We start from the raw sequence: 23,320 nt of genomic DNA, 5'->3' as shown, positions 1-23,320 counted from the left end.
TGCTAGATTCTATTCTTTATCCTGCTGACAAAGGTTGTAAGATAACTTCATCAGTGTGTCAGATAAATGTACGTTCTCAACGACCACATCCTTTGGAAGGGAAAGGTCTGTATGTGCAAAATTCCAGATTCCCTTCACACCGTTATCTACCAGAATATCAGCCACTTCAATTGCTTTTGATTTTGGAAGTGTCAGTGCAGCAATTTCAATGTCATTATTCTTAAGAAAATCTTCCAGTTCATCAACCATACGCACAGGAATCCCCCTGATCGTTACGCCTTCCAGTCGAGGATTCACATCGAAAAGACTTTTCAGAATAAATCCGCTTCTTTCGAAGGAAGCATAGTTTGCTAGTGCCTGTCCTAAATTACCGGCACCAATGATAATAAAATTATGACATCTATCCAATCCTAAGATCTTTCCAATCTCTGTATAAAGATATTTCACATTGTATCCGTACCCCTGCTGGCCGAATCCACCGAAATTATTCAAATCCTGACGTATCTGTGAAGCCGTTACATGCATCTTCTTACTCAAGTCACTGGATGAAATTCTCTCTACGCCAGCCTCCAGCAGATCTCCCAGATATCTGTAGTACCTCGGAAGTCTGGAAATGACTGCGCGTGATATCTTTCTCTGTTCCAATTTTTAGCCCTCCACTCTTAAACTACTCTTTATTATATAAAAGAGTTAAAGTTCTGTCAAACTTTTGTTTTGCAAAAACCTTTAAAATCCATATATTTTCCTTGTATTTTCGACATTTTTCTATATAATGATAATGTTAGAAGTCAAAAAACGAGGTGAAAATATATGATACTCGCATGTCACAATATAGAAAAAGCGTTTGGGGAACGCGAAATTGTACGAGACGGCTCCTTTCATATTGAAGATCGTGAGAAAGCTGCTCTTGTCGGTGTGAATGGCGCCGGGAAATCAACAATCCTTAAGATGATCATCGGAGAAGAACCTCTTGATGGTGGAGAGGTTATTCTCGCGAAAGGAAAGACGCTAGGTTATCTTGCGCAGCGTCAGGATTTAAAATCCGGAAATACCATTTATGAGGAAGTAAAAAGTGCAAAAGCGGATATTTTTGCAATGGAAGCTCAGATTCGTTCCATTGAACATGAACTGAAGCATCTGGAAGGTGAGGAATTGCAGAGCCACCTGGAGACCTACAATCGTCTACAGTCTGAATTTGATGCAAGAAACGGTTATGCCTGCGAAAGTGAGATTACAGGTGTATTAAAGGGACTTGGGTTTACGGAAGACGATTTTAATAAACAGACAGATACACTTTCAGGAGGTCAGAAGACCCGTGTTTCTCTCGGAAAATTACTGCTTACAAGTCCGGATATCCTCCTGCTTGATGAGCCGACAAACCACTTGGATCTGAATTCCATTGCCTGGCTGGAAACATATCTGATCAATTATTCCGGAGCGGTATTTATCGTCTCCCATGACCGTTATTTCCTGAATCGTGTTGTCACAAAAGTTGTTGAGATTGACAATGCACAGGTTCGCATGTACCTTGGAAATTATAAAGATTATGCAATGAAAAAACAGCAGATCCGAGATGCACAGCTGAAAGAATACATGAATCAGCAGCGTGAGATCAAACATCAGCAGGCTGTTATTGATAAATTAAAGTCTTTCAATCGTGAAAAATCGATCAAACGTGCAGAGAGTCGTGAGAAAATGCTTGACAGGATTACGCCATTGGACAAACCGGTTGACAGTACGAAAGAAATGCATTTTACGCTGGAACCATCGCAGATCAGCGGAAATGATGTTCTTACAGTGGAACATCTCTCAAAGCAATTTGACAATCAAGTTCTCTTCAGTGATATCAGTTTTGAAATCAAACGTGGCGAACATGTCGCTGTGATTGGTGATAACGGAACCGGAAAGACAACACTTTTAAAGATCATTAATCAGGTTATTACAGCGGATCAGGGCGAATTCACACTTGGATCCAAAGTGACGATTGGTTATTACGACCAGGAACATCACGTACTTCATGATGATAAGACTATTTTTGATGAGATTTCTGATGACTATCCTGATCTTACCAATACACAGATCAGAAATACACTCGCTGCATTCCAGTTTACCGGAGATGAAGTGTTCAAAGAAATTCATACGTTAAGCGGTGGAGAAAAAGGACGCGTATCACTTGCCAAACTTATGCTTTCGGAAGCAAATTTTCTAATCCTTGATGAGCCAACCAACCATCTGGATATTACTTCTAAAGAAATTCTGGAAGAAGCATTAAATAACTACAGCGGAACGATACTTTATGTATCCCATGACCGTTATTTTATCAATCAGACCGCCTCCCGGATCCTTGAACTGGTGAATCAGACATTTGTTAATTACATCGGAAACTACGATTATTATCTGGAGAAAAAAGAAGCACTGACACTTGCTTATGCTTCTGGAAATGAAACAAATGCAGAAAATGTATCCAATTCAGGCAATTCTGCTGCATCCACTCCTGCTTCGGATTCAAAATTAAGCTGGCAGGAACAGAAGGAACAGCAGGCACGTGAACGTAAACGTAAAAATGAGTTGAAGAAAACAGAGGAAGAAATTGCAAAACTCGAAGATCGCAACACAGAGATTGACGAGGAACTGACGAAAGAGGAAGTTTATTCGAACTCTATTGAGTGCCAGAAACTTTCAACAGAACGCGCTGCAAATGAAGCAAGATTAGAGGAATTGTATGAATTGTGGGAAGAATTAGCAGAATAATGAATCTGCATAACAGTAATCGCCTGACAGCTACTACTTATGGTAACTGTCAGGCGATTTGTTTTAAGATTACATTTCTAAATTTAGTCAAACTCGAATCGGGATCAAGGTTTGTTTCTATACTGTACCGGTGTGATATTATACAGTTTTTTAAATGTTCTGTTAAAATGCTCTACATTCTGATATCCCACAGATTCTGCAATACTTTCTACAGTTGCACTGCTGCTCTTAAGCATTGCTCTTGCCTTTTTCATACGGATTTCTTTCAGAATATCTCCGAATGTCATTCCTGATTTTTCTTTAATATATTTTGACAAATATGGTTTTGAAAGGAAGAACTTCTCAGCAAGATCGTCCAATGTAACTTCTTTATAATTTGCATAAATATAATTTGTAATATCTAATAATCTTTCATCCTTGCATGTCTGGGATCTCTGTACGCTATCCAATTTATTCACTGCAACAACGAGTGCTTCAATAGATGCTTTGATAATATCGGCATCAACTCCGACACCCCAGTAACGCTTCTTGTTGGAAATAACACCGACATAAGCAACAGCTCTGGAAGAAGATCCTTTTGTCAAAGAATGCTCCTCGTAAAATGCAAGTTCAAATTCGATATCAAAATAATGCTTGATTGCATTGCTGACAGCATCCAGACGTCCGTTTCCAACACCTGTGATCTTGCGGTTACTTCCATTGTGGTGAATCGTTGCTTCTGCGACAATTCCATCTTCTTGTTTAAAGTGGCATTCATCAACACTGAAAATTGGTTTCGCATTGATGTAATGGTCTTCAAAGATATGATATACATTGTCTGGTGTAAGTTCTTCGTGAGCCTTGTCGGAAACATCTTTTACAAGATATCCGACTTCTTCTCTCATCTTTTCCGGTAAGCTGATTCCAAAGCTCTGCTTCAGGATATAGTTTACGCCACCCTTTCCTGACTGGCTGTTAATACGAATTACATCGGAATCGTATCTTCTGCCAACATCCTGTGGATCGATCGGGAGATATGGAACAGTCCATGTCTGACAGTCATGCTCCTCTCTCCAGGTCATACCTTTCGCAATCGCATCCTGATGTGAACCGGAGAATGCTGTAAATACAAGATCTCCTGCATATGGCTGGCGCGGAGAAACTTTCATTCTTGTCACGCGTTCATAGATTTCACAAATGTCACTCATATTAGAGAAATCAAGTTCCGGATTCACACCCTGAGAAAACATATTCATTGCAAGTGTGATAATATCTACGTTACCTGTTCTCTCTCCGTTTCCGAACAATGTTCCTTCGATTTTATCAGCACCGGCAAGGATTCCAAGCTCAGCATCTGAAACTCCTGATCCTCTGTCATTGTGCGGATGCAGAGAAAGAATTACATTCTCTCTGTCGCGCAGATGCTTGTTAAAATACTCTACCTGACTTGCGAATACATGAGGCATAGCATTTTCCACTGTTGTAGGCAGGTTGATGATCGCTTTGTTATCAGCTGTTGGCTGCCAGATCTCAAGGACTGCGTTGCAGACTTCTAATGCATAGTCAACTTCTGTTCCCTGAAAACTTTCCGGACTGTACTGGAATGTAAAGTTTCCATCTGTTTCTTCTGCTAACTCTTTCAAAAGTTTTGCACCGTCAATTGCAATCTGCTTTACCTGCTCTTTATCTTTCTTAAATACCTGTTCTCTTTGTGCAACAGATGTTGAATTATATACATGGATAATAGCATGTGGAGCACCTTTGACAGCGTCAAAAGTTTTTCTGATAATATGCTCTCTTGCCTGTGTCAGAACCTGGATCGTAACGTCATCCGGAATCATGTTCTGCTCGATCAATGTTCTTAAAAACTGATATTCCGTCTCAGACGCAGCTGGGAATCCGACTTCGATCATCTTGAATCCTACATCCACAAGCAGCTGGAAGAATTCCAACTTTTCATCCAGACTCATCGGCTCGATCAGTGCCTGGTTACCATCTCTCAAGTCAACACTGCACCAGATTGGTGCTTTGTCAATTGAATCTTTCTTTACCCAGTCATAACATGGCTCAGGTGGCATAAAGTAAGTCTTTTCGTATTTCCTCCAGTTTTCCATAATGTGTACCTCTCTTATATTTAATCAATTTAGTTGTTGTTTTTTAACACTCGTTTATATTAGCACAGGAAAGTCTTAGATTGTAGTGACTATTTTAATCACCTCACTTGATCTTTTTTAATATTTCCTGCTTTTTGGTACGAATTTTTTATAGAAAACAGGTGGAAAATATATTCCACACATTTTTTTAAGGTTCTCTTTTCTGCATTCTGTGTTGTATAGACGGGATATTCACGGATCAATTTGTCATTTAACGTGCAGCGAATCCTGCCGACTTGCATTCCTTTCCTTACAGGAGCATCCAACTGATCAGGAATCTCATAGTCAACAGAAATCGTTTCATCTTCTTTCAATAGGAAAGAAACAGGTGTCAGATTTGCAGTAAGAGAAATCTTGGTTCCGTTTTTACCGGGATAAGCTATCATATCTGAATGTGCTTTTATCCCATTATTAATAAATATCTGCCGGACAGGTAATTCGATTTCAAATGTCTTATATTGATAATGATCTAAAGCATAAGTCATAAGAGTTCTCATATCGGACCATTTATAACTCTTATTATTTGGCCATCCGCAGGCAAGAAGTGCAACGATAAATGTCCGCTTATCTCTACGCAACGCACCGACATAACAATATCCGGCATCTGAAGTAAATCCTGTTTTTCCGGAAAGAGCGCCGTCCATCATATTTAAGAATGCATTATGATTATAACAGCTGAACGACCGTTTTCCTTCAACATCTTGAAACTGATAGGTTTCGGTACGCGTGATCGTAAGAAATTCTTCCTGTTTTTTAGAATTCATAATACAATAACGCATGATCCTTGCAAGATCTTCTGCTGTAGTGTGGTGGATTCCATTTGAATCGGCTGCATCTAATCCATTCGGTGTGATAAAATAAGTAGAATAACAGCCGATCGTCCGCGCTTTTCGGTTCATCAGATCTGCGAATTTCTCTACACTTCCGGCAACAGCTTCTGCAATTGCAACCCCAGAGTCATTATGTGACTCCAGCATTAAGGAATAAAGAAGATCTTTTAAATAAAACCGTTCTCCTGCAACCATTCCAAGATGTACCTTTGGCTGTGCAGCAGCCTGATTGCTTACTGTAACAATCTGATTTTCTGAATCAATTATGCCGCTCTCTAATGCAAGAATACAAGTCATAATCTTTGTTGTACTTGCCATTGCCCGTTCTTCCTGTCCATTTTTGGAAAATAAAATACGCCCACTGTCTGCATCCATTAAGACGGCAGACAGGGCGTATAATTGTTTTAGCTCATCTGGAACTACCTGACGTTCGTTAGAACTGACATTTATCTTCCAGTTTTGTCCTGTATGATCAGATGTAGTTCCAAAAACATGAACCGGAAAAGAAATTCCAATGATCATGCTGACAATCAGTATGCGAACAAAGAATAAATAGATTCTGAAATACCACTTTTTAAATTCTATCATCAATTGATTTCCTGTCTGTATTGGAAGCTCCATTCTTCTTTTTATTTTATGATTCCAATGCACGTTGTAGAATTCAAAAATCAAATGTCCATACGGATCTTTGCCTCATCCTCTGCTTCTTCTTTGAAATGTTCCAGCTGCTCCGGATTCAATGACGGAAGATCATCAATCGACGGTACACTGAATCTTCTTAAGAATTCTTCCGTCGTGCCGAAAAGAATTGGTTTTCCAGGTGCATCAAGTCTTCCGACTTCTTCTACCAGACCATATTCCACAAGTTTATTTACTGCATGATCAGACTTTACTCCACGGATCTTCTCTACCTCGATCTTAGTGATCGGCTGTTTGTACGCAATGATTGACATTGTCTCAAGAAGAACGTCCGTCAGAGTATATTTCTTTGGCTGCTTTGCCACACGGATCAGATAGTCATACATTTCCTTCTTTGTACACATCTGATAAGACTTGTCCAGTTCAATGATGCGGATTCCTCTGTTCTTTGATTCGTATTTCTTCATCAGATCCTGAAGTAATTCTTCGGTTGTCTGCTCATCCTGTTCGATTGCTTTCGCAATTTTACTTAGTTCAACAGACTCTCCCATTGTAAATAAAATAGCTTCAATTGCAGCCTGAAGTGTTTTTACTCCTGCCATTTACACTACGTCTCCTTTTCTCTCAATCATGATCTCACCACAAGTAGATTCTTGTTCAACATAAATTTCACCCAGCTTCATCATTTCAAGAATCGCAAGAAACGTAACAACAACATGCATTTTACTCTTCTGCTTCTGAAGAAGCTGACGGAAACTGAACCGGCGGTGTTCCTGTAAATAATCACGCACATAAAGGAACTTATCTGTGAGTGAAACTTCCTCTTTCTCAATCTTGCCAAATTTACTTCTTACCGGATCCACTTTATCTGTCTGCCGACGCATAACTTCCTGAAAAACTTTCTTTAACTGCACCATTGTCAGATCCCCAAGTAAAAGGTCAAGATCAACTGGCTCTACATATTCCAGAACTTCTTCCGGAATTGTCGGATTCTTATATAAAATCAGATCCGCATCTACCTGGCGGTCTCTGAGCTCATAAGACATGTATTTATACATTTTATACTGTAGCAGCTGTTCAACCAGTTCCTGCCTTGGATCTTCTTCCTCTCCGTCTTCTTTGACTTCTTTTGGAAGAAGCATCTTGCATTTAATATCCAACAACGTCGCTGCCATAACAAGAAATTCACTCATCACATTCAGATCTTCCCGTTGCATCTGACGGATATATTCCATGTACTGATTCGTAATCTCCACAATGGGGATATCGTAAATATCAACTTTATTCTTCTCAATCAGATGAAGGAGCAGATCCAACGGTCCTTCAAATACTTCCAGTTTTACCGGTATTCCCATAATAATCTCCTTTTATCTGCAAAGGGTAATTGCAATCACTTCTGCCGGATTGAACAGTCTCACATTAAATGTATGTGTTCCAAGCCCTTTGCTGACGATGATCGTCTGTTCTCCCTCCACGGTCATCTCTCCTGAATATTTTGGAAAAAGAAATGCCTGCGGAGTGATCACGCCGCCAATTCCCGGCAAGCGTACACATCCTCCATGTAAATGTCCAGACAAAATCAGATCGGAACCCCATTCCTTATAAGCTTCCATATAGGATGGATTGTGGGCAAGCAGAATGTGATAACTGTTGTCTGCAAAATTCTCTGTTGTCTCCTGCTGTTTTTCCTGATTTCCTGTAGTATGCTTTTCTCCCAGGCATCTGCGTACATCTTCAGCGGTGACATCCGCCTTGCGGAATTTTTTATTCACAATCAGTGGGAGTTCCAATCCGCTGATATGAATCGGTTGATTTCCCAACAGAATATCGCAACTTTCATTTTCCAGAAAATGAACCCCTTCTGCCTGTAACTTTTTACGATACTCTTCATAACACAAAGAATAGTTTTCCTGATTCTCTTTGATTCTCTGTTCATGATTTCCACTGGCATAATAAACCGGGCAGAGCTGCGGCAGACGACTGACAAAATCCAGTGCCTCTTGGTATCGCACGTCATTTTTTGCTACCAGCATATCTCCGCCAATTAAAATCAGATCCGGCTGTTCTGCTCTTATAGCTTCGAACAATTTATTGTTCTGCTTACCATAAACATGGTTGTGCATATCACTTAAAAAAATAATTCTGTTCACTGGATCTTTTTCGGCTGTGCAGGTTATCTTTGGTGAATGTACTTCGTAATGTGTTACACAAAAAGAATGCTGCTCCCGATACATTTCTGCTAATATAACCGCGCACACAATCAGAAAAAGAACTGTGAAAAAACCTAGGATGCTCATATCGTATGTATCTCGGACATCTCAGCTTCTGCAATCGCCACACCGGAACTTGATCCAATACGGTCTGCACCTGCATAAAACATCTTCCGTGCATCTTCCAGTGTATGAATACCACCGGATGCCTTTACCTTCATGTCAGAGCCAACCGTACGCTTCATAAGAGAAACTGCTTCTACAGTTGCTCCGCCGGTTGAGAAACCAGTAGAGGTTTTTACATAGTCTGCACCTGCATCACGGCTTACAAGACAAGCCTCCTGAATCTCTTCGTCTGTAAGCAGACATGTCTCAAGAATCACCTTTACAATCACGTCATCCCCGGCAGCAGCTACAACCGCACCGATATCTCTTCTTACATAATCCCAGTTTCCACTCTTCAATGCTCCAATATGGATAACCATATCCAACTCTTCTGCGCCGTCTTTCACTGCTGCTGTTGCTTCTGCAATCTTCGCAGTTGTTGACATTGCTCCTAACGGAAAACCAATCACGGTACATACTTTAATTCCTGTATTTTTCAGAAGAGAGGCACAAAGCGCAACACAACTTGAATTCACACAAACAGAATGAAATCCGTACGTAACTGCTTCCTCACATAATCCACGGATATCTTCCTCTGTTGCATCTGCTCTTAATAATGTATGATCAATACGTTCTGTAATCATTAATTTAATCTGCCTCCTGTATTTTTATATCCATTGCGGGTAGTAAAATTTCATAAAACAGACTAAAAATTATTCTGAGCTACCCGCATTCGTACCCTTTATTATAAAACATTTTCCATGTTCCCGACAAGTGTTATAATAATTTCTTCCAAATCTTTTTTAGATAATCTCCAAAATCTGCCTTTTCCACAGGTGTTGAAGCGATCAGATTTACGGATCCGATTTCTTTCCCGCTTATCCGATAACAAATCCGACCAACTGTTTCCCCTTTTTTCACAGGTGCTTTTACTTCATCTGGAATTTCTGTTACTTCTTCGACTTTCGATAAATCGGATCCTTCCGTATCTACATAAGTAAATCCTTCCTCATATTGAATCTTTAGATGATCTTCTTTGCCACCTTTCACCAGAACCACTGGCAGTTTCCGTTCTTTTGCTTTATAAATCTGACATTTCCCAAATCCATAATTCAATAAGGTTACCGCATCCTTAAAACGGCTTTTTGAATCTTCAGCGCCCATAATTACTGCGATCAGATCCACACCATTCTTACTTGCCGTTGCTGATACACAGAACTTTGCCTTTCCGGTGGATCCGGTTTTCAGACCAGTGGCATATTCGTACTGCCGGATCAGCTTATTTGTATTCGTCAGGCCAAATTCCGAAGATCCACGGGCAGTTGTATGCGTGATATTTTCCATCCAGACCGTACAGTAGTCCTTTATCTGCGGATATCTGGTCATCAGTTCCCGCGACATGAGTGCAATGTCTCTGGCACTCATCTCATGACCATCTGCATCTAATCCGTTACAGTTTACGAAGTTTGTATGTTTCATTCCAAGTCCTTTTGCCCGCTCATTCATTTGTTTTACAAATTCTTGTTCATTACCGCAGATACATTCACTCATAGTTACACACGCATCGTTTGCGCTTGCGACAGAAATGCATTTTAGCAGCGTACCTACCGTCTGCATCTCTCCAGGTTCTAAGAATACTTGAGATCCTCCCATAGAAGCTGCATACTCGGAAGTTGACACTTCATCATCAAGTGATATAGTTCCGTTTTCTAATGCATCAAAGATTAACAACATTGTCATGATCTTTGTAACACTTGCCGGTGGCCGCGCAGTATCTGCATCTTTTTCAAATAAAACCGTTCCCGTAGACATTTCCATAAGAATACCAGACGGCGCACTTATTTCTACTTCTTCCGCGTGGACTACACTTGTCGGAAATGTAATCCTATACAGCAGAAAAACAGTCAGCAGAATCACTGTAAAACCTTTCTTCATCTGCAATTCCCCCATGGACTATTCTTTTACCAGTATAGTAGCGATGGAGGGGAAATATGTCTGGAGAGAATTGACTTTTCAATTTTACAGGCGTATATTAGAAGTACTGTCCATTTTCTATAATTTCAGATAAATGGAATCTAATATTAGGAGGTCAAAATGAGCTCACGCACTTATTACGATATCTTAGGTGTATCCAGAGATGCGACTCTGGAAGAAATTACTTCAGCGAAAAATGCATTGGCTAAGGTCTACCATCCGGATGCCAATATGCATAAAGATATAGATACAACTGCTTTTATGCAGGAGATTCTGGAAGCCTACCGGGTTCTTTCCAATCCGGCGAAAAGAAAAGCTTATAATCTGGAAATTTTTGGAGTTACAGACCGTGTTTTTAAGACATTTAAACTTACGCCGGAAGATGAGAAAGAATCCGTTTCTTTCGTGACTTACTGGAATGCAGCCGTGCAGCTCCAGGATATCATTGATCAAAGTGTTCGTGTAATGGAACGTGCTTCCAGGACAAAGACACTCTCTCAAAAATTAATGAAAAAGCTTGGGAAAAATGATCCGGATGAGATGCACCGTGAACGCCAGCTCAGCCGCCTATCCATGCAGGCAATGCGTCAGATTACCACATTGAAAATGGCAGGAATTCCAAGCGAATACTGGAATATAGATGCCATGAACTGGGTACTGGTCCGTTGGGGACAAAGACAGGATACAGATTTCCGAAGTTTGTTCAATCGATATGATATCTACGTGGAGAAACATTATTCCACTTCCGAGAAGAAAAAACTGCATGCATATAAACGTCAGTTTCATCACAATTTGAAAAAGCTTCTTTCCTATGCATTGGAGGCATAAGAGACAGGGAGAAATATTTCCAGTATATTTATTAGAAGAATGAGGTACATCATGAAAATAAGAGTAGCATTTGTATGTTGGGGGAATATTTGCAGATCAACCTTAAGCGAAAGCGTGTTTACCTATAAGGTAAAAGAAAAAGGGTTGAGTGATCAGTTTGTAATAGACAGTTTTGCAACAAGCACAGAAGAAATCGGAAATCCACCGCATAGAGGTACAGTAAACAAATTAAAAGAAGTTGGAATTCCTTTAGTACCACATCGTGCAAAACAGATTACATTTTCCGATTATGATAATTTCGATTATATCATAGGTATGGATTCGATCAATATAAAATATCTTAACCGCATGCTTAAAGGTGATCCGGACGGTAAGGTTTCTAAACTTTTAGATTACACATCACATAAAGGCGCTGATATCGCAGATCCCTGGTATACTGGGAATTTTGATGCAACTTACAGAGACGTAAACGAAGGATGCGACGCTTTATTGGCTTATATTTTAGAGCAAAAATAATCGAGGGGGCAGATTTTGCTCCCTCTTATCTATTCAACTATCATTTAATATCTAATCCAAATCTGTAAATTTCACTGATCCTGGCCTGCGCCTGTTCAGATTCTTTTTTCTTGATAAGCTCGTTACGGTCACTTAAAATAGCAAGCATTTCATCCACAACTTCTACATCCGGCAAATCAGAATAATGAGATAAATATCCGATCATTCTTGTTGCTGTATAATCGGTATTCAGATTTCTGGTGACAAGATCACATAAATTCTCCGGATAACCTCGTTCCATCATCAGATTGTAGAGCTGCATGCTGATTTCTGTTCTTGGTTTCATGGGTGTTCTCCTTTTTTTGTTGTAACCATTCTATCATGTTACGTCCAAAAAATCATCTATATTTACATGTAATATCTGCATAAAATCCCGTGGGTTATTTTCTAACCGTCTATGCCTTCCAACCCTTGGTTTAACAGTTATTGAGCATCCCTTAATTGCTCTACAACGCTGCATTTTGCTGCATTGTCATACATCATGCAGGGGATCAGCAACCCCAGCAGAAGAAATACCGGAATTGTCAGCAGGACAGGCAGAACGGTGAACTGATACTCAAAGAACCAGAACATACTGCCCAGCATTTTCCCTGCAAGAGGTTCCACCGCCAGCGACAGAATAAAGGCCGCCGCTACGGAAGACATTGCGTAAAACAATCCTTCGTAGATCAGCATGGTTTTGAGCTGCCGGTTCGTCATTCCTACAGCCTGAAGCACAGCAAATTCACGGCGGCGGGAAAGAATACCGGTCATCATGGCGTTGAAGAAATTTAAGAGTCCCACCAGTCCGATGATAGCACAGAGGATACCACCGATCAGAAGGAACATCTGCCGGAACTGAGCAAACTCAGAGCGAGCTGTGGCCTTGCTTTCATACATCAAGGGTGAAAACTCACCGGCAGTGAGCTTCGATAGATATTGCTCTGCTTCGGCCTCATCAGCGTCGTCCGCTGTGTCGAACAGGTAGAGCATCGGAATGGTCGCACCACCGCTGTCCCTCTGTGCGGTGTCCACAGACAAAACTGCATCATAGCCATCACCACCATAACGATAACCCATGGAATACGGAAGTTCTACCAAAGCGCATACCGTGTACTCTACATCTCTGGCTCCATACAATTTTGCCTGAAGGTACTCCTCCGGTGTATCTTCGGTGCAGAGTTCTCCGGTGCGGCTGTCGATATATTTCACATCATCCGCATAGGTAGCCGTGATCGTGTCTCCAACCTCGGGGTAGTATTCAGGATTGGGCAGATTGCCGTAATCATCCAAAGAAACCGCAATGGCAATCGCGTTATTGCCCGGCTTCAACATAGGAGAAATATCTCCATCAAACACTTGCAGCTTGTCAAACAGGCTGTTATCCAGAGCCTCGATTCTGCTATCTCCCATCACCATATTCCCCCGGTGCTCCATGCGGCTCATATGGCTGTCTAACTGCTCGGCGCTTTCGTACCTTGCATAGTTCTGCCGCAGAGCATCCTCCGTCATCCACAGGTATGCGTTTTTTCGCACAGCATATCCCGTGCCGGAAAGACTGGCCTTTGTGTTTGCTGCGATCTCCTCGATCTGTTCTGGCGTGATGAATTCATCTGCCGGGTTGAAACGGAAATAGTCGGGAGTGCTGACGATAAAATCGGCGCAGGTCATGGAGGATACATACTTCTCCATGCTGAAGCCTCCCACAAAGGCACACAGCGCATTGAACAGTGTCACCGACAGTGCCAGAGACAACACCACCAGCACCGTCTTTTTCTTGTTTCGTCCCAGATTGGCAAAGGCCATCTGATGGAGCTTGGCTCCCCGGGTGCTGCGCTGTTTTTTCTTAGTCTGCATTGCATCCGTATATTTGATAGCCTCCACCGGAGAGACCTTGGCTGCCATTTTTCCAGGCTTGGAACAGGACAAGAGCACCGTCAACAGGGAAAACAGCATGGAACCAAGGAAGATTACAGGCGAAGTGCTGATGGTGGTGATGCCTGCATCCAACTTGGTGGAGCGCAAGACAACAGGCATCAGAACAGCACCGATGCCGTAGCCCAGTAGCAGCCCCGCCGGAATGCCGATCAGACAAAGCAGAAGTGCCTGCTGGCGAATGATGCGTTTGAGCTGCCGGGGCGTTGTGCCAATGGTTTTCAGAAGTCCGTAAAACCGGATATCCCCTGCAACAGAGATCTGAAAAATGTTATAGATGATAAGATACCCCGTGAAAATCACCAGCAGCAAAAAGGCTGCTATGGCAATTATCAGCTCTGGATCGAGCTGCGACTCCAGCTGGGATGAGGTATATCCCCAATTGACGCCGATTCGGACGCTGTTGGGATCAGTATAGCTGTCCCAGGTGTAGCCAAGATCGGTATCCACCTGCTCCATCTGCCCTTGAATATTTGTGCCGGAGGCCAGCATGACATTCAAATCGGTGCGGAAAGGCTGTAACCCTGTTTTCACTGCCTGCGCTTCGATGTCATCTGCGTAATCACGGCTGATGTTGATGTAGTGAACAGGCATTAGTTCATCATAGTCCCAATAGCCTACCAGCGTAAAGGTATCTGTTACAGTAAAGGCGGTTTGATCTTTGTCCGTGATGGAATATGAAACCGTGACCTCGGCGCCCAGTTCCGGTGTCACACCAAGCAGCTGCAACGCTGTCGTATCCATAGCCACCTCTTTGCCGCTTTCGGGCATCCGCCCGGTAGTTGGGGTGGCATAGCTCCATTTGGTACAGTTGGCATCCATGTAGCTGATCTCTGCCGGTATTTTGGCAAAGACCCCCTCCGCAGTGATACCGATTACCTTCCGTACCCCCGTAGCCTTCACCTTTGGGTGAGCAGCGATGCGTTCCGCCTGCTCGGGGGAAACATCCTTAAAGGTGCCGTGTGCATAGCCGCCTACCTGCCGAAACTGGTAGGTTTCATAGCTGGCGTTCAGTGACAAGACAATGGTGAACATGGAAGTAAATAGCAGCGTTGTCAGCGCAATGGCAAAAATAGCGATCAGATTGCGGCGACGGTTCGCATAAAGAGATTTTAAGCTGAGCTTTCGAATACATTTTCTGTTTTTGACATTCATCGTAGTCACCTCCCGTTAGTTCTCTGAGACGATCCGACCATCTTCGATACGGATAATGCGGTCTGCCATCTGCGCAATTTCTTCGTTGTGAGTGATCATTACGATTGTCTGGGCGAATTTTTGACTTGTGACTTTCAAAAGACTCAATACATCCTGGCTGGTTTTGGAATCCAGATTACCTGTCGGTTCATCTGCCAGAATGATAGCGGGTGCTGCCGCCAAAGCACGGGCGATTGCCACACGCTGCTGCTGACCGCCTGAGAGCTGATTTGGCAGCGCATCCAAGCGGTCGCTCAGTCCAAGCGTCTGCACGATCTGCTGCACAAAATTCTTGTTTACCTTTCCACCATCCAGTTCAATGGGTAAAATGATATTTTCATATACATTCAGCACCGGAACAAGATTGTAGCTCTGAAATATAAAGCCGATTTTTCTGCGGCGGAAGATGGTCAGCGCTTCCTCTTTCAGGGAGAAAATATCCTGTTCGTCCACCATGACCGTACCGCTTGTAGGGCGATCCAGCCCGCCCAGCATGTGCAGCAACGTGGATTTTCCGGAGCCGGACGTGCCGACAATTGCAACAAATTCACCCTTCTTTACACTTAAATCAACTCCATCCAACGCATGAACTGCGTTATTGCCGGAGCCATAAATCTTTTTCAGGTCTTTTGCCTGTAAAACTTCCATAAATGAGTACCTCCATGAAAAAATCTGTATGTATGAAAGGAAATGATCCTTTTACACATACAGATTATCGCATAGGATTCTTTCCACATTCTTGCGAGGGCGCAAAAAAATCTAACAGTTTTGAAAGAATTGTTGTTATTTCGGCAGAAATATGGAAAACGTACTTCCTTTTCCCGGAACGGAAGCAACCTTGATATAACCGCCCTCGCCGGATATGATCTGTCGGGCAAGATATAAGCCAATGCCCACACCTTCTTGTTTCTGCACACTATTTGAGCGGTAAAAGCGAGCAAATATCTTCGCTTGCTCACTTTCCGAAATGCCTGTGCCAGTATCCGATATATCGATCCTTGCAAACATTTCGTAACTTACGGCAGAAATTCTGATTGTGCCATGCTCTGTATATTTAATGGCATTGTCTACGATATTAGCCAGCGCTTCCGCTGTCCATTTGAAGTCGAACACAGCAAAAGCATCGGTATCCTGCAGTTGCAAAGACAATCCTTTTTCAGAAGCCTTGGCGGTATATTGTTCTACTACGCTTTCAAGCAGTGGCTGTAGCGCTGCTTGCTGAGGGGCAAGTGAAATGATCCCGTTTTCCAGTCTGGAAAGCTTTACGAGAGAATCGATCAAAAATCGCAGCTTTTCCGATTGTTTGTACAGCGCTTCGACATTTGCCTTCGCCGATACAGGAAACGCTTCCTCCATTAAAAGCTCGCTGTATAACAGCAGGTTTGCAATCGGCGTTTTCGTCTGGTGCGAAATGTCCGCAATCAAGGATTTGATTTTGTCTTTTTCCTGCGCTACATTTCGAGAAGATGCTTCTGCGGCAGAAAGATAGTGTGCAAACTTTGTTTCTAAAGCAGACAGCCGGCTTTCATCAAAATTGGTTTCAGAAAAGGAGCCAATCATAGAAGCGTCCAGCATCCTTTCGATTTCTTCCATCGTTTTTCTGGCCTTTCTCCGCTCCCATAATACAACAGCTACCGCCGCCAGAAAACACAGCAGTATGATCACAATGCCGGTTCTATTCATCTTTTGTCACCCAGCTATAACCGATTCCATAGACGGTTTTAATGTATTTCTGTGCACCAAGCTTATCCCTCAGACGCTTGATCGTAACAGATAAAGCATTTTCATCCACATATTCTGCGCCATCTGTCCAAATCCGGTCTACAAGGTTTCCACGTGTCATGGTTCGACCTCGGTTTTCAACAAGCAGACGCAGTAATTTTTGTTCTGTTTTGCTCAATTCTACTTTTGAATCTCCCGCATAAAAGGTCATCGCCTCAAAGTCAAATTGAAAAAGATCAATACAAATCGGCGCATTTTTATGGTTTGACGCTTGCTTTCGCAGTTGGGTATTCACCCTTGCCCGCAAAACCGAAAGAGAAAAGGGCTTGGTAATGTAATCATCAGCGCCTCTCTCCAATCCGTCTACGATGTCCAAATCAGTATCATTGGCAGTCAGCAGAATAACAGGAATCCCGGGCGTGTTTTCCTTGATCTCCCGGAGCAGCTCAAGCCCACTGCCATCCGGCAGATTAATATCCAACAGGATCAGGGATACACCGCCGCAAAGTAGCTGCTCCTTCGCCGTTTTTAGGTCTTGACAGGAAATGATCTGCCGAGCATCTGCTTTCAGCGCTTTGCATAAGCCTTGATTCAAACCGATATCATCTTCAACAATCAGTAATTGCTCCATATATCTCACTCCCATTTTTTCTATATCTATCATTCGCTCCTCCTTATTATCAGAGCTATTTCAGCCATAATATTCTTTAAATACTCTTTTATCTGTCCCTGTTTTTCCTGAATACGCTCAAGAATTACTTTCTCCGCATTAGTAACAGCAACAAGACCAAACAACTCAGAAATCGGCTGATGATTTATCTGTTTTTCCAGTTTTTCATATACCTGTTCACCTTTATCATTTGTCAAACATGCATATTCAAATAATGCGCAGCCGCTGGATTCTGAAACAGATATACCTTAATAGCCTCAATCTGAACATCACGCATCTGCCCTTTTTTCTCTATATACTCAATTAAGTTTTTAACCGTACACCGTTCTGATTCATACCATTGCGTACACTTATTTTCTATCATTTTATAGAACATGTATTTACTCCCGTCTTTAAAATGTATATTATTATTTTTCTCAAAGCGCAAATTTTTCACTTTGAATCACGTTTAATATGCAATTCTAAAATAATCCAAATACGCCTTATACTTATCCTGTGCGGTCAGACAGGTATCTGTCAAATAACCTTTCTCATTGTTCCACTCTTTCAGTCCACGGTAGTAGAACATCTTCAGATTATCCTCGATAATGAACGGCACGATATTATATTTCAGACATTCCTTAAACATAATCAATCTGCCTACACGGCCGTTTCCATCATGCAATACCACATTGGGACTCACAAAGAAATCTATAATTGATTTCCACTTTTTGAGTACGTTCTTTGCCGGTTCCCTCTGCTTGATACACATATATACTGTCAATCAGTTCAACCAGCATAGAACGGTTTAACTCTGTTACGTTTTCATACTTGCGTATGGTTTCTAAAAATTGGTTTGTATTTTTCGTCTTGTAGTCCTCGGCTTCGATTTTCTCTTTTAATGCCTTACGCCTTTCTTCAAGTTCTCTCTGCTCATTTTCATAAGTTACAGACATTTTCTCAAAACGTCCATCAGAAATCTTTCCTGCTACATTCTGCTCAAACAGCTTCATTATGATACTGTCAATTTCAGCAATACGCTTTTCTGCCAGTTCCAATTCCTGTTTAAACTGCTTGATTTTCTTACCGCCGCCGGATTCACTCAACACCCTCATTTCTTCAATGAACTGGTCGCCTAATGTTTCCATATTCTTGATATGCTTTTGAATGTCGTCCATGACAATCTTCACTAATGCGTCATAGGAAATTGCATGAGTTGTGCAGAGGTTGCTGTTTCTGGCATATGTCCTGCAACGAAATCTCGGCTCTCTCCCGTTTGGATTGGAGAACGCCATATTGCGTCCACAGTCCGGGCATTTTACAAGCCCCACAAACATATTTGGTCGTCCAGTCTTATTTGGTCTTTTCTTTACACTGATGAATTTCTGTACCAGTTCAAAGGTTTCTTCATCAATGATAGCTTCATGGGTGTTTTTTACAACAATCCAATCTTCCTTAGGAACCGCTACCAGTTTTCTGTTCTTGAATGATTTTGTCTGTGTCTTGTGCGATACCATATGACCGAGATACACTTGATTTTCCAAAATCATCTTAACATTTTTTCCAACCCAGTCGGTAGGGAATCGGAACCCTGTGCTTGTTTCCAGCGTGCCATTCTTCATTGCTCTGTAGGCTCTCGGAATCAAAATCTTTTCTTCACACAATGTTCTTGCTATCTGATGAACACTGTTTCCCTGTTTCGACATTTCAAAAATACGCTTGACGATAGGCGCTGTTTCCGGGTCTATCAGTAGTTTACGCTTATTGTTCGGGTCAACCCTATAACCATACGGAGCGAATGAACCGCAGAACCCGCCACTTAAAGCAGTTGTTTTCTTGACGCTTCGGATTTTCTTTGAGGTATCACGTGCATAATACTCATTCATAATAGATTTGAATGGCATCATCTCGTTATCCTCATATCTTGTGTCAACATCATCATTCAGTGCGATAAAGAGAATGTCATTGTTCGGGAAGATTTCTTCCACGTAATACATGAACATGGCATTGTTGCGACCGAACCTTGACATATCCTTTACCATGATTCCACTAGGCTGTGTATCTTCCATAGCGTCCTCAATCATGCGGTTTAAATCCGGTCTGTTGAATGTTGTGCCGGAATAGCCATCATCTACATACTCGTCAATGATTTCAAATCCTTTTTCCTTTGAATAATATCGGAGCATTTGCAACTGGTTTGTGATACTGTTGCTTTCTTTATCAGCGTCACCATCATCTTTGGATAAACGTGCATATAATCTAACTCTTAATCTTGCTTGCTGTTTCGTCATTTTTACTCCTTTCCAACAGCAAACAAACAACTTATATCCTGTTAATATTATACCACGCTACTTAATTATTTTCAGCCGCTTATTACACTGTTCTCAATTTAATATCCATTGTTTTCCTGCTCGATTTCCTTTTGAATCAGCCTTTTAATCAAATGCTGCAAATCCACTGTACCGGAGAACACTGACGTTACATAAAAGGTCGTATTTCCTATTTTTATTGTATTGGACTGTACTGTTTTTCCTATAATCCCACCTCATTTCTTCCAACAAAAAAACACCATTTCTGGTGTCTTTCTGCTAATCTACACTGATTACTTTGCGTTCATACTTCTTTTCCTGCAAATCAATCTCCGCATAAACCATGTATTTGTCATTAAGTTCCGTCTGTCCAGTCTGAATACAGGTTGTCTGATGAATCTGGTTTATCCACTTTCCTTTCTCTGTGTCAGGACTTTCATGTATATGTCCGTGCAGAGAAAGAAGTGGCTGTTTTTCTTTCAGAAATTCGTAAATATCAACAGAGCCTATATCCAAATCTTGATAGCGCAACTGTCCTAATCTCAATCCCGCAGGCGGCATGTGCATAACGTAAACCGCTTTTTGTCTATCGTCCGGCAATGGAAGTTTCTTCAGCACATCACACATATGCGGTAATTCTGTTCTGGAATATTCCAGCCAGTTGTAAATCCTGTCATAATCAACAGCATTAGAGATTCCGGCTACAGGACTTAACTGACGCTGCGGAATATAATGTGTTTCTGTAACAACCCTGTCTTTACAACCGAACGGATGGTCTAAAATATAGTTCATGCCGATAAATTCATATCCATTGACAGAAAATTTCCTACCAGCTATATTGCTGACATTTTCAAATCTGTCGCAAAGATTGTCAAACATTTCATCTGCTGCCAGTAAATCATCATTTCCAAGCATGGCAAGGTATGTGATGTCCTGCTTTTTCAGTTCCTCAAAATATTCATCAAGGAATCCATTGATAAAAAACGATTGCTCACTGTGGCGGTCACATTGTTTTGGTAACATATCCCCGCCATTTACAATGACTTTGATTTCCTTTTCAATGGCTACGTCCAGAATCTTTCTGTACTTCTTTTTATCTCCGTGTAAATCTGTAACATACAATATCTTCATATCACTTTCTACCCCTTTTAATACAGCATTTCTTCCTAATCATAGTTAAAAGTATACCATATCAGAGATAGATTATCAGCAGCTTATATCTGACATACAGACTGCAAAATTTTTGCCTTATGCACCTCCTTTACTGTGTGTTTCCGAAGCAGTCAGATGGCTTTAGAAGCTCCACTGGACTTTCACCATTCTCATTCCTATGAGCAGAACCGCACCATGCGAGTGTATCATTATTCAGATATACAGGTCATGGCAGAACGACCATTCCACAAGTCGCTCTCGGCTCATTGCATGAATCGCTCGCTTTTTTAGGTCATGGCGTACAATTTCCGCTGGCTCGCTGCATATCAAACGTATCTGATTGCTTTATTCAGTTGTCAAAGAACACCCGACTGTATTTGTCAGTCTGTGAAAATCCATTATCTGAAATAATAGACTTTCATAGATTGACAAGCGGAGCATAGGGAAAGGGAGAAAAGCTCCGCCTGTCGGAATGGTTAAATTACGATAATCTCAAAGTTTGCAATCATATCCATTACCGCAGCCTGTATTCTGCCTTTCAATTCAGAATCCACTACCATGTAGACATTTCCATATTCATCATACAATTTGCGTAAGCTCAACTTTGATATGTAACCGTCATAAAAATCCAAGATTTTCTGTATTGCAGCTTCATCACCAATAGTAGCCGCCACAATCACAGCAAACGGTATGTGTTTTGTGCTATTATCCACTTTTATTCCTCCTCCATCATTTTTCGTAAATCTTCCAGAGTGCTTGTCCTGTGACGGTAAACAGTGGTACGAACCACATTCATAAGCTCTCCAATTTCTGCGTCAGACATATCCATAAAGTATGACAACAAAATAATATTTCGTTTTCTCTCTGGTAAACATTTGAGTGCTTTACTCAACTGGTCGTCAGATACTTGTACTTCCATGCCAAGAACATTGAACGCTGTATAATCGCTGGAATACTTGTCGTAAACGCCAGCTTTATTCAATTCCAAATCTGATATTTCAGAAAATGGAACTTCATGCTTCAAGCGTCTTGATATATCACGGTTATACTTCATTGCTGCTCTTTTAATGACTTTCTTTGTAAGGCAATCAAACTGTGCTTGAATAGCCTGCTCGAAAGAAGATGACTTCATAGTTTTTCACCTCCTTTCTGCGTGAGAGTGAATAAGGGTTGTTTTCCCTCTATCCCCCTTTCCGCACAGTAGCTACCCACGCAGCAGCTATTTGTTGCGTTTTCAGAAAAGAATTTGAAAAAAATTTTTAAGCAGCAAAAAAGCACAAGAGCATAAAAGAAATGCTGTTCTTGTGCTTTTACGATTGTTCCTGCTATATAATGTGAAAAACCACATTCAAGGGTATTTTGTGCCGCTTTGAAAGTTAAGATTTTTTTGATAATAACGAATCTGTCGAAAAATGTCGGCTATACAGGTCTTTCAATGCGGCTACCTCCCAAAGCCGCTAAACCAATATGCTGTTTTTTGATGGAAAAAGAAAAAGGCGGCTTATCAAACCGCCATTGAAGTAATGATATTTTTTGACACGCAAAAATGATACTGTTAATAACGGTTTTTTTATTTACCGCTAGGCAGTACCTTTTTTGGTTTTATACGCATAATAGGAACTCACAAACCATACTATACGTTTTTCTATACCTGTTAGAAAATCAACAGGAACAGTAAAATATAGTAAGGTGATTACATATGCGTAAAAAAGAAGATAAATATGATTTTAGAGCTTTTGGTCTTGCAATCAAAGAAGCTCGTAAAAAGCAAAAATTAACTCGTGAGCAAGTGGGAGCAATGATTGAGATTGACCCACGCTATTTAACAAATATCGAAAACAAAGGGCAACACCCAAGTTTACAGGTGTTCTATGACCTTGTATCATTACTTAATGTTTCCGTTGATGAATTTTTCCTGCCTGCGTCTGATCTGGAAAAAAGCACCAGAAGACGACAGTTGGAAAAACGACTTGATAACTTGTCCGATAAGGATTTGGTTATCATGGAAAGCGTTGCTGACGGAATCATCAAATCAAAGGAAGTGGAGGACAAGTAATCCTCCACCTTGCATATTCAATAAAATAAGCCGATAACCCAAGAAATTCTTAACTCATTCTCGGTATTATCGGCTCTGCGTCTTTGCGTCTGGCTCTTTTACAATGGTTACTTTTAAATTGTTTACGTTGATTAAGCTTTCTTTTTTGCATTTTGGACAGAATAGAGGAAAATTTATTAATTCCGTATCTTTTCGTACTTTCAATCTAGTTTTATTACTACAGATTGGACATAATAACCATTCTATTTTTTCCTTTGTTTGATTCATAAATATCATTAACAGAGTTTGTTGTTTCCTTTC

Annotated in this window: 24 protein-coding genes and 1 pseudogene; 4 read left to right on the top strand and 21 right to left on the bottom strand. The window is 41.3% G+C overall.

Translation table 11 applies throughout. The annotated features are described in order from the left end of the window. Positions 1-9 precede the first annotated feature (9 nt). Positions 10-645, bottom strand: coding sequence for a redox-sensing transcriptional repressor Rex (locus tag LI162_RS08600; protein ID WP_020437041.1), 636 nt, complete (start codon positions 643-645; stop codon positions 10-12). 165 nt (positions 646-810) lie between these two features. Here LI162_RS08600 and LI162_RS08595 point away from each other — a divergent pair, with 165 nt between their 5' ends. After that, on the top strand, positions 811-2,751 hold the full coding sequence (locus LI162_RS08595) for an ABC-F family ATP-binding cassette domain-containing protein (protein ID WP_227156294.1): 1,941 nt from the start codon (positions 811-813) through the stop codon (positions 2,749-2,751). 104 nt (positions 2,752-2,855) lie between these two features. Here the strand turns inward: LI162_RS08595 and LI162_RS08590 are convergent, their stop codons facing one another. From LI162_RS08590 to LI162_RS08560, 7 genes are all read right to left on the bottom strand, one after another. Continuing rightward, complete coding sequence (locus LI162_RS08590; protein ID WP_118173922.1) at positions 2,856-4,844, bottom strand: 2-isopropylmalate synthase; 1,989 nt, start codon at positions 4,842-4,844, stop codon at positions 2,856-2,858. 98 nt (positions 4,845-4,942) lie between these two features. Continuing rightward, complete coding sequence (locus tag LI162_RS08585; protein ID WP_227156292.1) at positions 4,943-6,301, bottom strand: D-alanyl-D-alanine carboxypeptidase family protein; 1,359 nt, start codon at positions 6,299-6,301, stop codon at positions 4,943-4,945. Positions 6,302-6,381: 80 nt separating this feature from the next. Then, a complete protein-coding gene (gene scpB / locus LI162_RS08580; RefSeq protein WP_117568244.1) occupies positions 6,382-6,954 on the bottom strand; it encodes an SMC-Scp complex subunit ScpB in 573 nt (190 codons plus the stop codon). Further along, complete coding sequence (locus tag LI162_RS08575; protein ID WP_055163155.1) at positions 6,955-7,707, bottom strand: segregation and condensation protein A; 753 nt, start codon at positions 7,705-7,707, stop codon at positions 6,955-6,957. It abuts the gene before it with no gap. A gap of 12 nt (positions 7,708-7,719) precedes the next feature. After that, positions 7,720-8,649, bottom strand: a complete 930-nt coding sequence (locus LI162_RS08570; RefSeq protein WP_227156290.1) for a metallophosphoesterase — start codon at positions 8,647-8,649, stop codon at positions 7,720-7,722. Then, positions 8,646-9,311 carry a deoxyribose-phosphate aldolase gene (deoC, locus tag LI162_RS08565; RefSeq protein WP_015529287.1) on the bottom strand — a complete coding sequence of 222 codons (666 nt, stop codon included), beginning with the start codon at positions 9,309-9,311 and terminating at the stop codon, positions 8,646-8,648. The genes LI162_RS08570 and deoC overlap by 4 nt, the downstream gene beginning before the upstream one ends. 133 nt (positions 9,312-9,444) lie before the next feature. Then, positions 9,445-10,602, bottom strand: a complete 1,158-nt coding sequence (locus LI162_RS08560; RefSeq protein WP_227156288.1) for a D-alanyl-D-alanine carboxypeptidase family protein — start codon at positions 10,600-10,602, stop codon at positions 9,445-9,447. A gap of 159 nt (positions 10,603-10,761) precedes the next feature. On the opposite strand from LI162_RS08560, the gene LI162_RS08555 reads away from it, so the two are divergent. Together LI162_RS08555 and LI162_RS08550 are read left to right on the top strand one after the other, a co-directional pair. Next, complete coding sequence (locus LI162_RS08555) at positions 10,762-11,469, top strand: J domain-containing protein (protein WP_195942635.1); 708 nt, start codon at positions 10,762-10,764, stop codon at positions 11,467-11,469. Between the two features lie 51 nt (positions 11,470-11,520). Then, positions 11,521-11,985 carry a low molecular weight protein-tyrosine-phosphatase gene (locus LI162_RS08550; RefSeq protein WP_227156286.1) on the top strand — a complete coding sequence of 155 codons (465 nt, stop codon included), beginning with the start codon at positions 11,521-11,523 and terminating at the stop codon, positions 11,983-11,985. Between the two features lie 40 nt (positions 11,986-12,025). On the opposite strand, the gene LI162_RS08545 is transcribed toward LI162_RS08550, so the two are convergent. The 12 genes and pseudogenes from LI162_RS08545 to LI162_RS08490 form a co-directional block, all read right to left on the bottom strand. Further along, a complete protein-coding gene (locus LI162_RS08545) occupies positions 12,026-12,310 on the bottom strand; it encodes a hypothetical protein (RefSeq protein WP_015529291.1) in 285 nt (94 codons plus the stop codon). Between the two features lie 137 nt (positions 12,311-12,447). Further along, entirely contained in the window at positions 12,448-15,093 is a 2,646-nt protein-coding gene (locus tag LI162_RS08540; protein ID WP_117826288.1) for an ABC transporter permease, read from the bottom strand. Positions 15,094-15,108: 15 nt separating this feature from the next. Next, on the bottom strand, positions 15,109-15,780 hold the full coding sequence (locus LI162_RS08535; RefSeq protein WP_227156284.1) for an ABC transporter ATP-binding protein: 672 nt from the start codon (positions 15,778-15,780) through the stop codon (positions 15,109-15,111). Between the two features lie 135 nt (positions 15,781-15,915). Next, positions 15,916-16,815 (bottom strand): sensor histidine kinase, encoded by a 900-nt coding sequence (locus LI162_RS08530; RefSeq protein ID WP_227156282.1) that lies wholly within the window; start codon positions 16,813-16,815, stop codon positions 15,916-15,918. Then, the gene (locus LI162_RS08525) at positions 16,808-17,485 is read right to left on the bottom strand and encodes a response regulator transcription factor (RefSeq protein WP_227156322.1); all 678 of its coding nucleotides are present in this window, start codon (positions 17,483-17,485) and stop codon (positions 16,808-16,810) included. Before LI162_RS08525 ends, LI162_RS08530 begins: the two co-directional genes overlap by 8 nt. Before the next feature lie 29 nt (positions 17,486-17,514). Continuing rightward, positions 17,515-17,721: a hypothetical protein gene (locus tag LI162_RS08520; RefSeq protein ID WP_117826295.1), complete on the bottom strand. Its 207-nt coding sequence runs from the start codon at positions 17,719-17,721 to the stop codon at positions 17,515-17,517. Further along, the gene (locus LI162_RS08515; RefSeq protein ID WP_227156280.1) at positions 17,718-17,888 is read right to left on the bottom strand and encodes a hypothetical protein; all 171 of its coding nucleotides are present in this window, start codon (positions 17,886-17,888) and stop codon (positions 17,718-17,720) included. Before LI162_RS08515 ends, LI162_RS08520 begins: the two co-directional genes overlap by 4 nt. An 84-nt stretch (positions 17,889-17,972) precedes the next feature. Further along, positions 17,973-18,185 (bottom strand): annotated as a pseudogene (locus tag LI162_RS08510) (cell filamentation protein Fic); the annotation flags it as partial. Then, positions 18,181-19,794, bottom strand: a complete 1,614-nt coding sequence (locus tag LI162_RS08505) for a recombinase family protein (RefSeq protein ID WP_008393050.1) — start codon at positions 19,792-19,794, stop codon at positions 18,181-18,183. The gene LI162_RS08505 and the pseudogene LI162_RS08510, both read right to left, overlap by 5 nt. A gap of 297 nt (positions 19,795-20,091) precedes the next feature. Further along, positions 20,092-20,943 carry a metallophosphoesterase family protein gene (locus LI162_RS08500; RefSeq protein WP_117682563.1) on the bottom strand — a complete coding sequence of 284 codons (852 nt, stop codon included), beginning with the start codon at positions 20,941-20,943 and terminating at the stop codon, positions 20,092-20,094. A gap of 497 nt (positions 20,944-21,440) precedes the next feature. Further along, a complete protein-coding gene (locus LI162_RS08495; RefSeq protein ID WP_117605958.1) occupies positions 21,441-21,677 on the bottom strand; it encodes a helix-turn-helix domain-containing protein in 237 nt (78 codons plus the stop codon). Between the two features lie 2 nt (positions 21,678-21,679). Beyond that, positions 21,680-22,096 (bottom strand): sigma-70 family RNA polymerase sigma factor, encoded by a 417-nt coding sequence (locus LI162_RS08490; RefSeq protein WP_087287479.1) that lies wholly within the window; start codon positions 22,094-22,096, stop codon positions 21,680-21,682. 567 nt (positions 22,097-22,663) lie between these two features. On the opposite strand from LI162_RS08490, the gene LI162_RS08485 reads away from it, so the two are divergent. Further along, on the top strand, positions 22,664-23,020 hold the full coding sequence (locus LI162_RS08485) for a helix-turn-helix domain-containing protein (RefSeq protein ID WP_117739535.1): 357 nt from the start codon (positions 22,664-22,666) through the stop codon (positions 23,018-23,020). A gap of 66 nt (positions 23,021-23,086) precedes the next feature. Here the strand turns inward: LI162_RS08485 and LI162_RS08480 are convergent, their stop codons facing one another. Beyond that, positions 23,087-23,287 (bottom strand): cysteine-rich KTR domain-containing protein, encoded by a 201-nt coding sequence (locus LI162_RS08480; protein ID WP_117980623.1) that lies wholly within the window; start codon positions 23,285-23,287, stop codon positions 23,087-23,089. Positions 23,288-23,320: the final 33 nt, after the last annotated feature.

Source organism: Mediterraneibacter sp. 210702-DFI.3.120, from assembly GCF_020561005.1.
GTDB classification, from domain to species: domain Bacteria; phylum Bacillota; class Clostridia; order Lachnospirales; family Lachnospiraceae; genus Mediterraneibacter; species Mediterraneibacter faecis.
The sequence above is the reverse complement of the archived record's forward strand: the minus strand, read 5'-3'. Positions and strand labels throughout refer to the sequence as shown.

Excerpts from the sequence above, each read along its gene's own strand:
- LI162_RS08515 (WP_227156280.1), bottom strand. The coding sequence starts at position 17,888 with ATGATAGAAAATAAGTGTACGCAATGGTATGAATCAGAACGGTGTACG.
- LI162_RS08590 (WP_118173922.1), bottom strand. The coding sequence starts at position 4,844 with ATGGAAAACTGGAGGAAATACGAAAAGACTTACTTTATGCCACCTGAG.
- LI162_RS08555 (WP_195942635.1), top strand. The coding sequence starts at position 10,762 with ATGAGCTCACGCACTTATTACGATATCTTAGGTGTATCCAGAGATGCG.
- LI162_RS08530 (WP_227156282.1), bottom strand. The coding sequence starts at position 16,815 with ATGAATAGAACCGGCATTGTGATCATACTGCTGTGTTTTCTGGCGGCG.
- LI162_RS08540 (WP_117826288.1), bottom strand. The coding sequence starts at position 15,093 with ATGAATGTCAAAAACAGAAAATGTATTCGAAAGCTCAGCTTAAAATCT.
- LI162_RS08535 (WP_227156284.1), bottom strand. The coding sequence starts at position 15,780 with ATGGAAGTTTTACAGGCAAAAGACCTGAAAAAGATTTATGGCTCCGGC.
- LI162_RS08575 (WP_055163155.1), bottom strand. The coding sequence starts at position 7,707 with ATGGGAATACCGGTAAAACTGGAAGTATTTGAAGGACCGTTGGATCTG.
- LI162_RS08550 (WP_227156286.1), top strand. The coding sequence starts at position 11,521 with ATGAAAATAAGAGTAGCATTTGTATGTTGGGGGAATATTTGCAGATCA.
- LI162_RS08480 (WP_117980623.1), bottom strand. The coding sequence starts at position 23,287 with ATGAATCAAACAAAGGAAAAAATAGAATGGTTATTATGTCCAATCTGT.
- LI162_RS08485 (WP_117739535.1), top strand. The coding sequence starts at position 22,664 with ATGCGTAAAAAAGAAGATAAATATGATTTTAGAGCTTTTGGTCTTGCA.
- LI162_RS08585 (WP_227156292.1), bottom strand. The coding sequence starts at position 6,301 with ATGATAGAATTTAAAAAGTGGTATTTCAGAATCTATTTATTCTTTGTT.
- LI162_RS08545 (WP_015529291.1), bottom strand. The coding sequence starts at position 12,310 with ATGAAACCAAGAACAGAAATCAGCATGCAGCTCTACAATCTGATGATG.
- LI162_RS08525 (WP_227156322.1), bottom strand. The coding sequence starts at position 17,485 with ATGGAGCAATTACTGATTGTTGAAGATGATATCGGTTTGAATCAAGGC.
- LI162_RS08560 (WP_227156288.1), bottom strand. The coding sequence starts at position 10,602 with ATGAAGAAAGGTTTTACAGTGATTCTGCTGACTGTTTTTCTGCTGTAT.
- LI162_RS08570 (WP_227156290.1), bottom strand. The coding sequence starts at position 8,649 with ATGAGCATCCTAGGTTTTTTCACAGTTCTTTTTCTGATTGTGTGCGCG.
- LI162_RS08595 (WP_227156294.1), top strand. The coding sequence starts at position 811 with ATGATACTCGCATGTCACAATATAGAAAAAGCGTTTGGGGAACGCGAA.
- LI162_RS08505 (WP_008393050.1), bottom strand. The coding sequence starts at position 19,794 with ATGACGAAACAGCAAGCAAGATTAAGAGTTAGATTATATGCACGTTTA.
- LI162_RS08490 (WP_087287479.1), bottom strand. The coding sequence starts at position 22,096 with ATGAAGTCATCTTCTTTCGAGCAGGCTATTCAAGCACAGTTTGATTGC.
- LI162_RS08500 (WP_117682563.1), bottom strand. The coding sequence starts at position 20,943 with ATGAAGATATTGTATGTTACAGATTTACACGGAGATAAAAAGAAGTAC.
- scpB (WP_117568244.1), bottom strand. The coding sequence starts at position 6,954 with ATGGCAGGAGTAAAAACACTTCAGGCTGCAATTGAAGCTATTTTATTT.
- deoC (WP_015529287.1), bottom strand. The coding sequence starts at position 9,311 with ATGATTACAGAACGTATTGATCATACATTATTAAGAGCAGATGCAACA.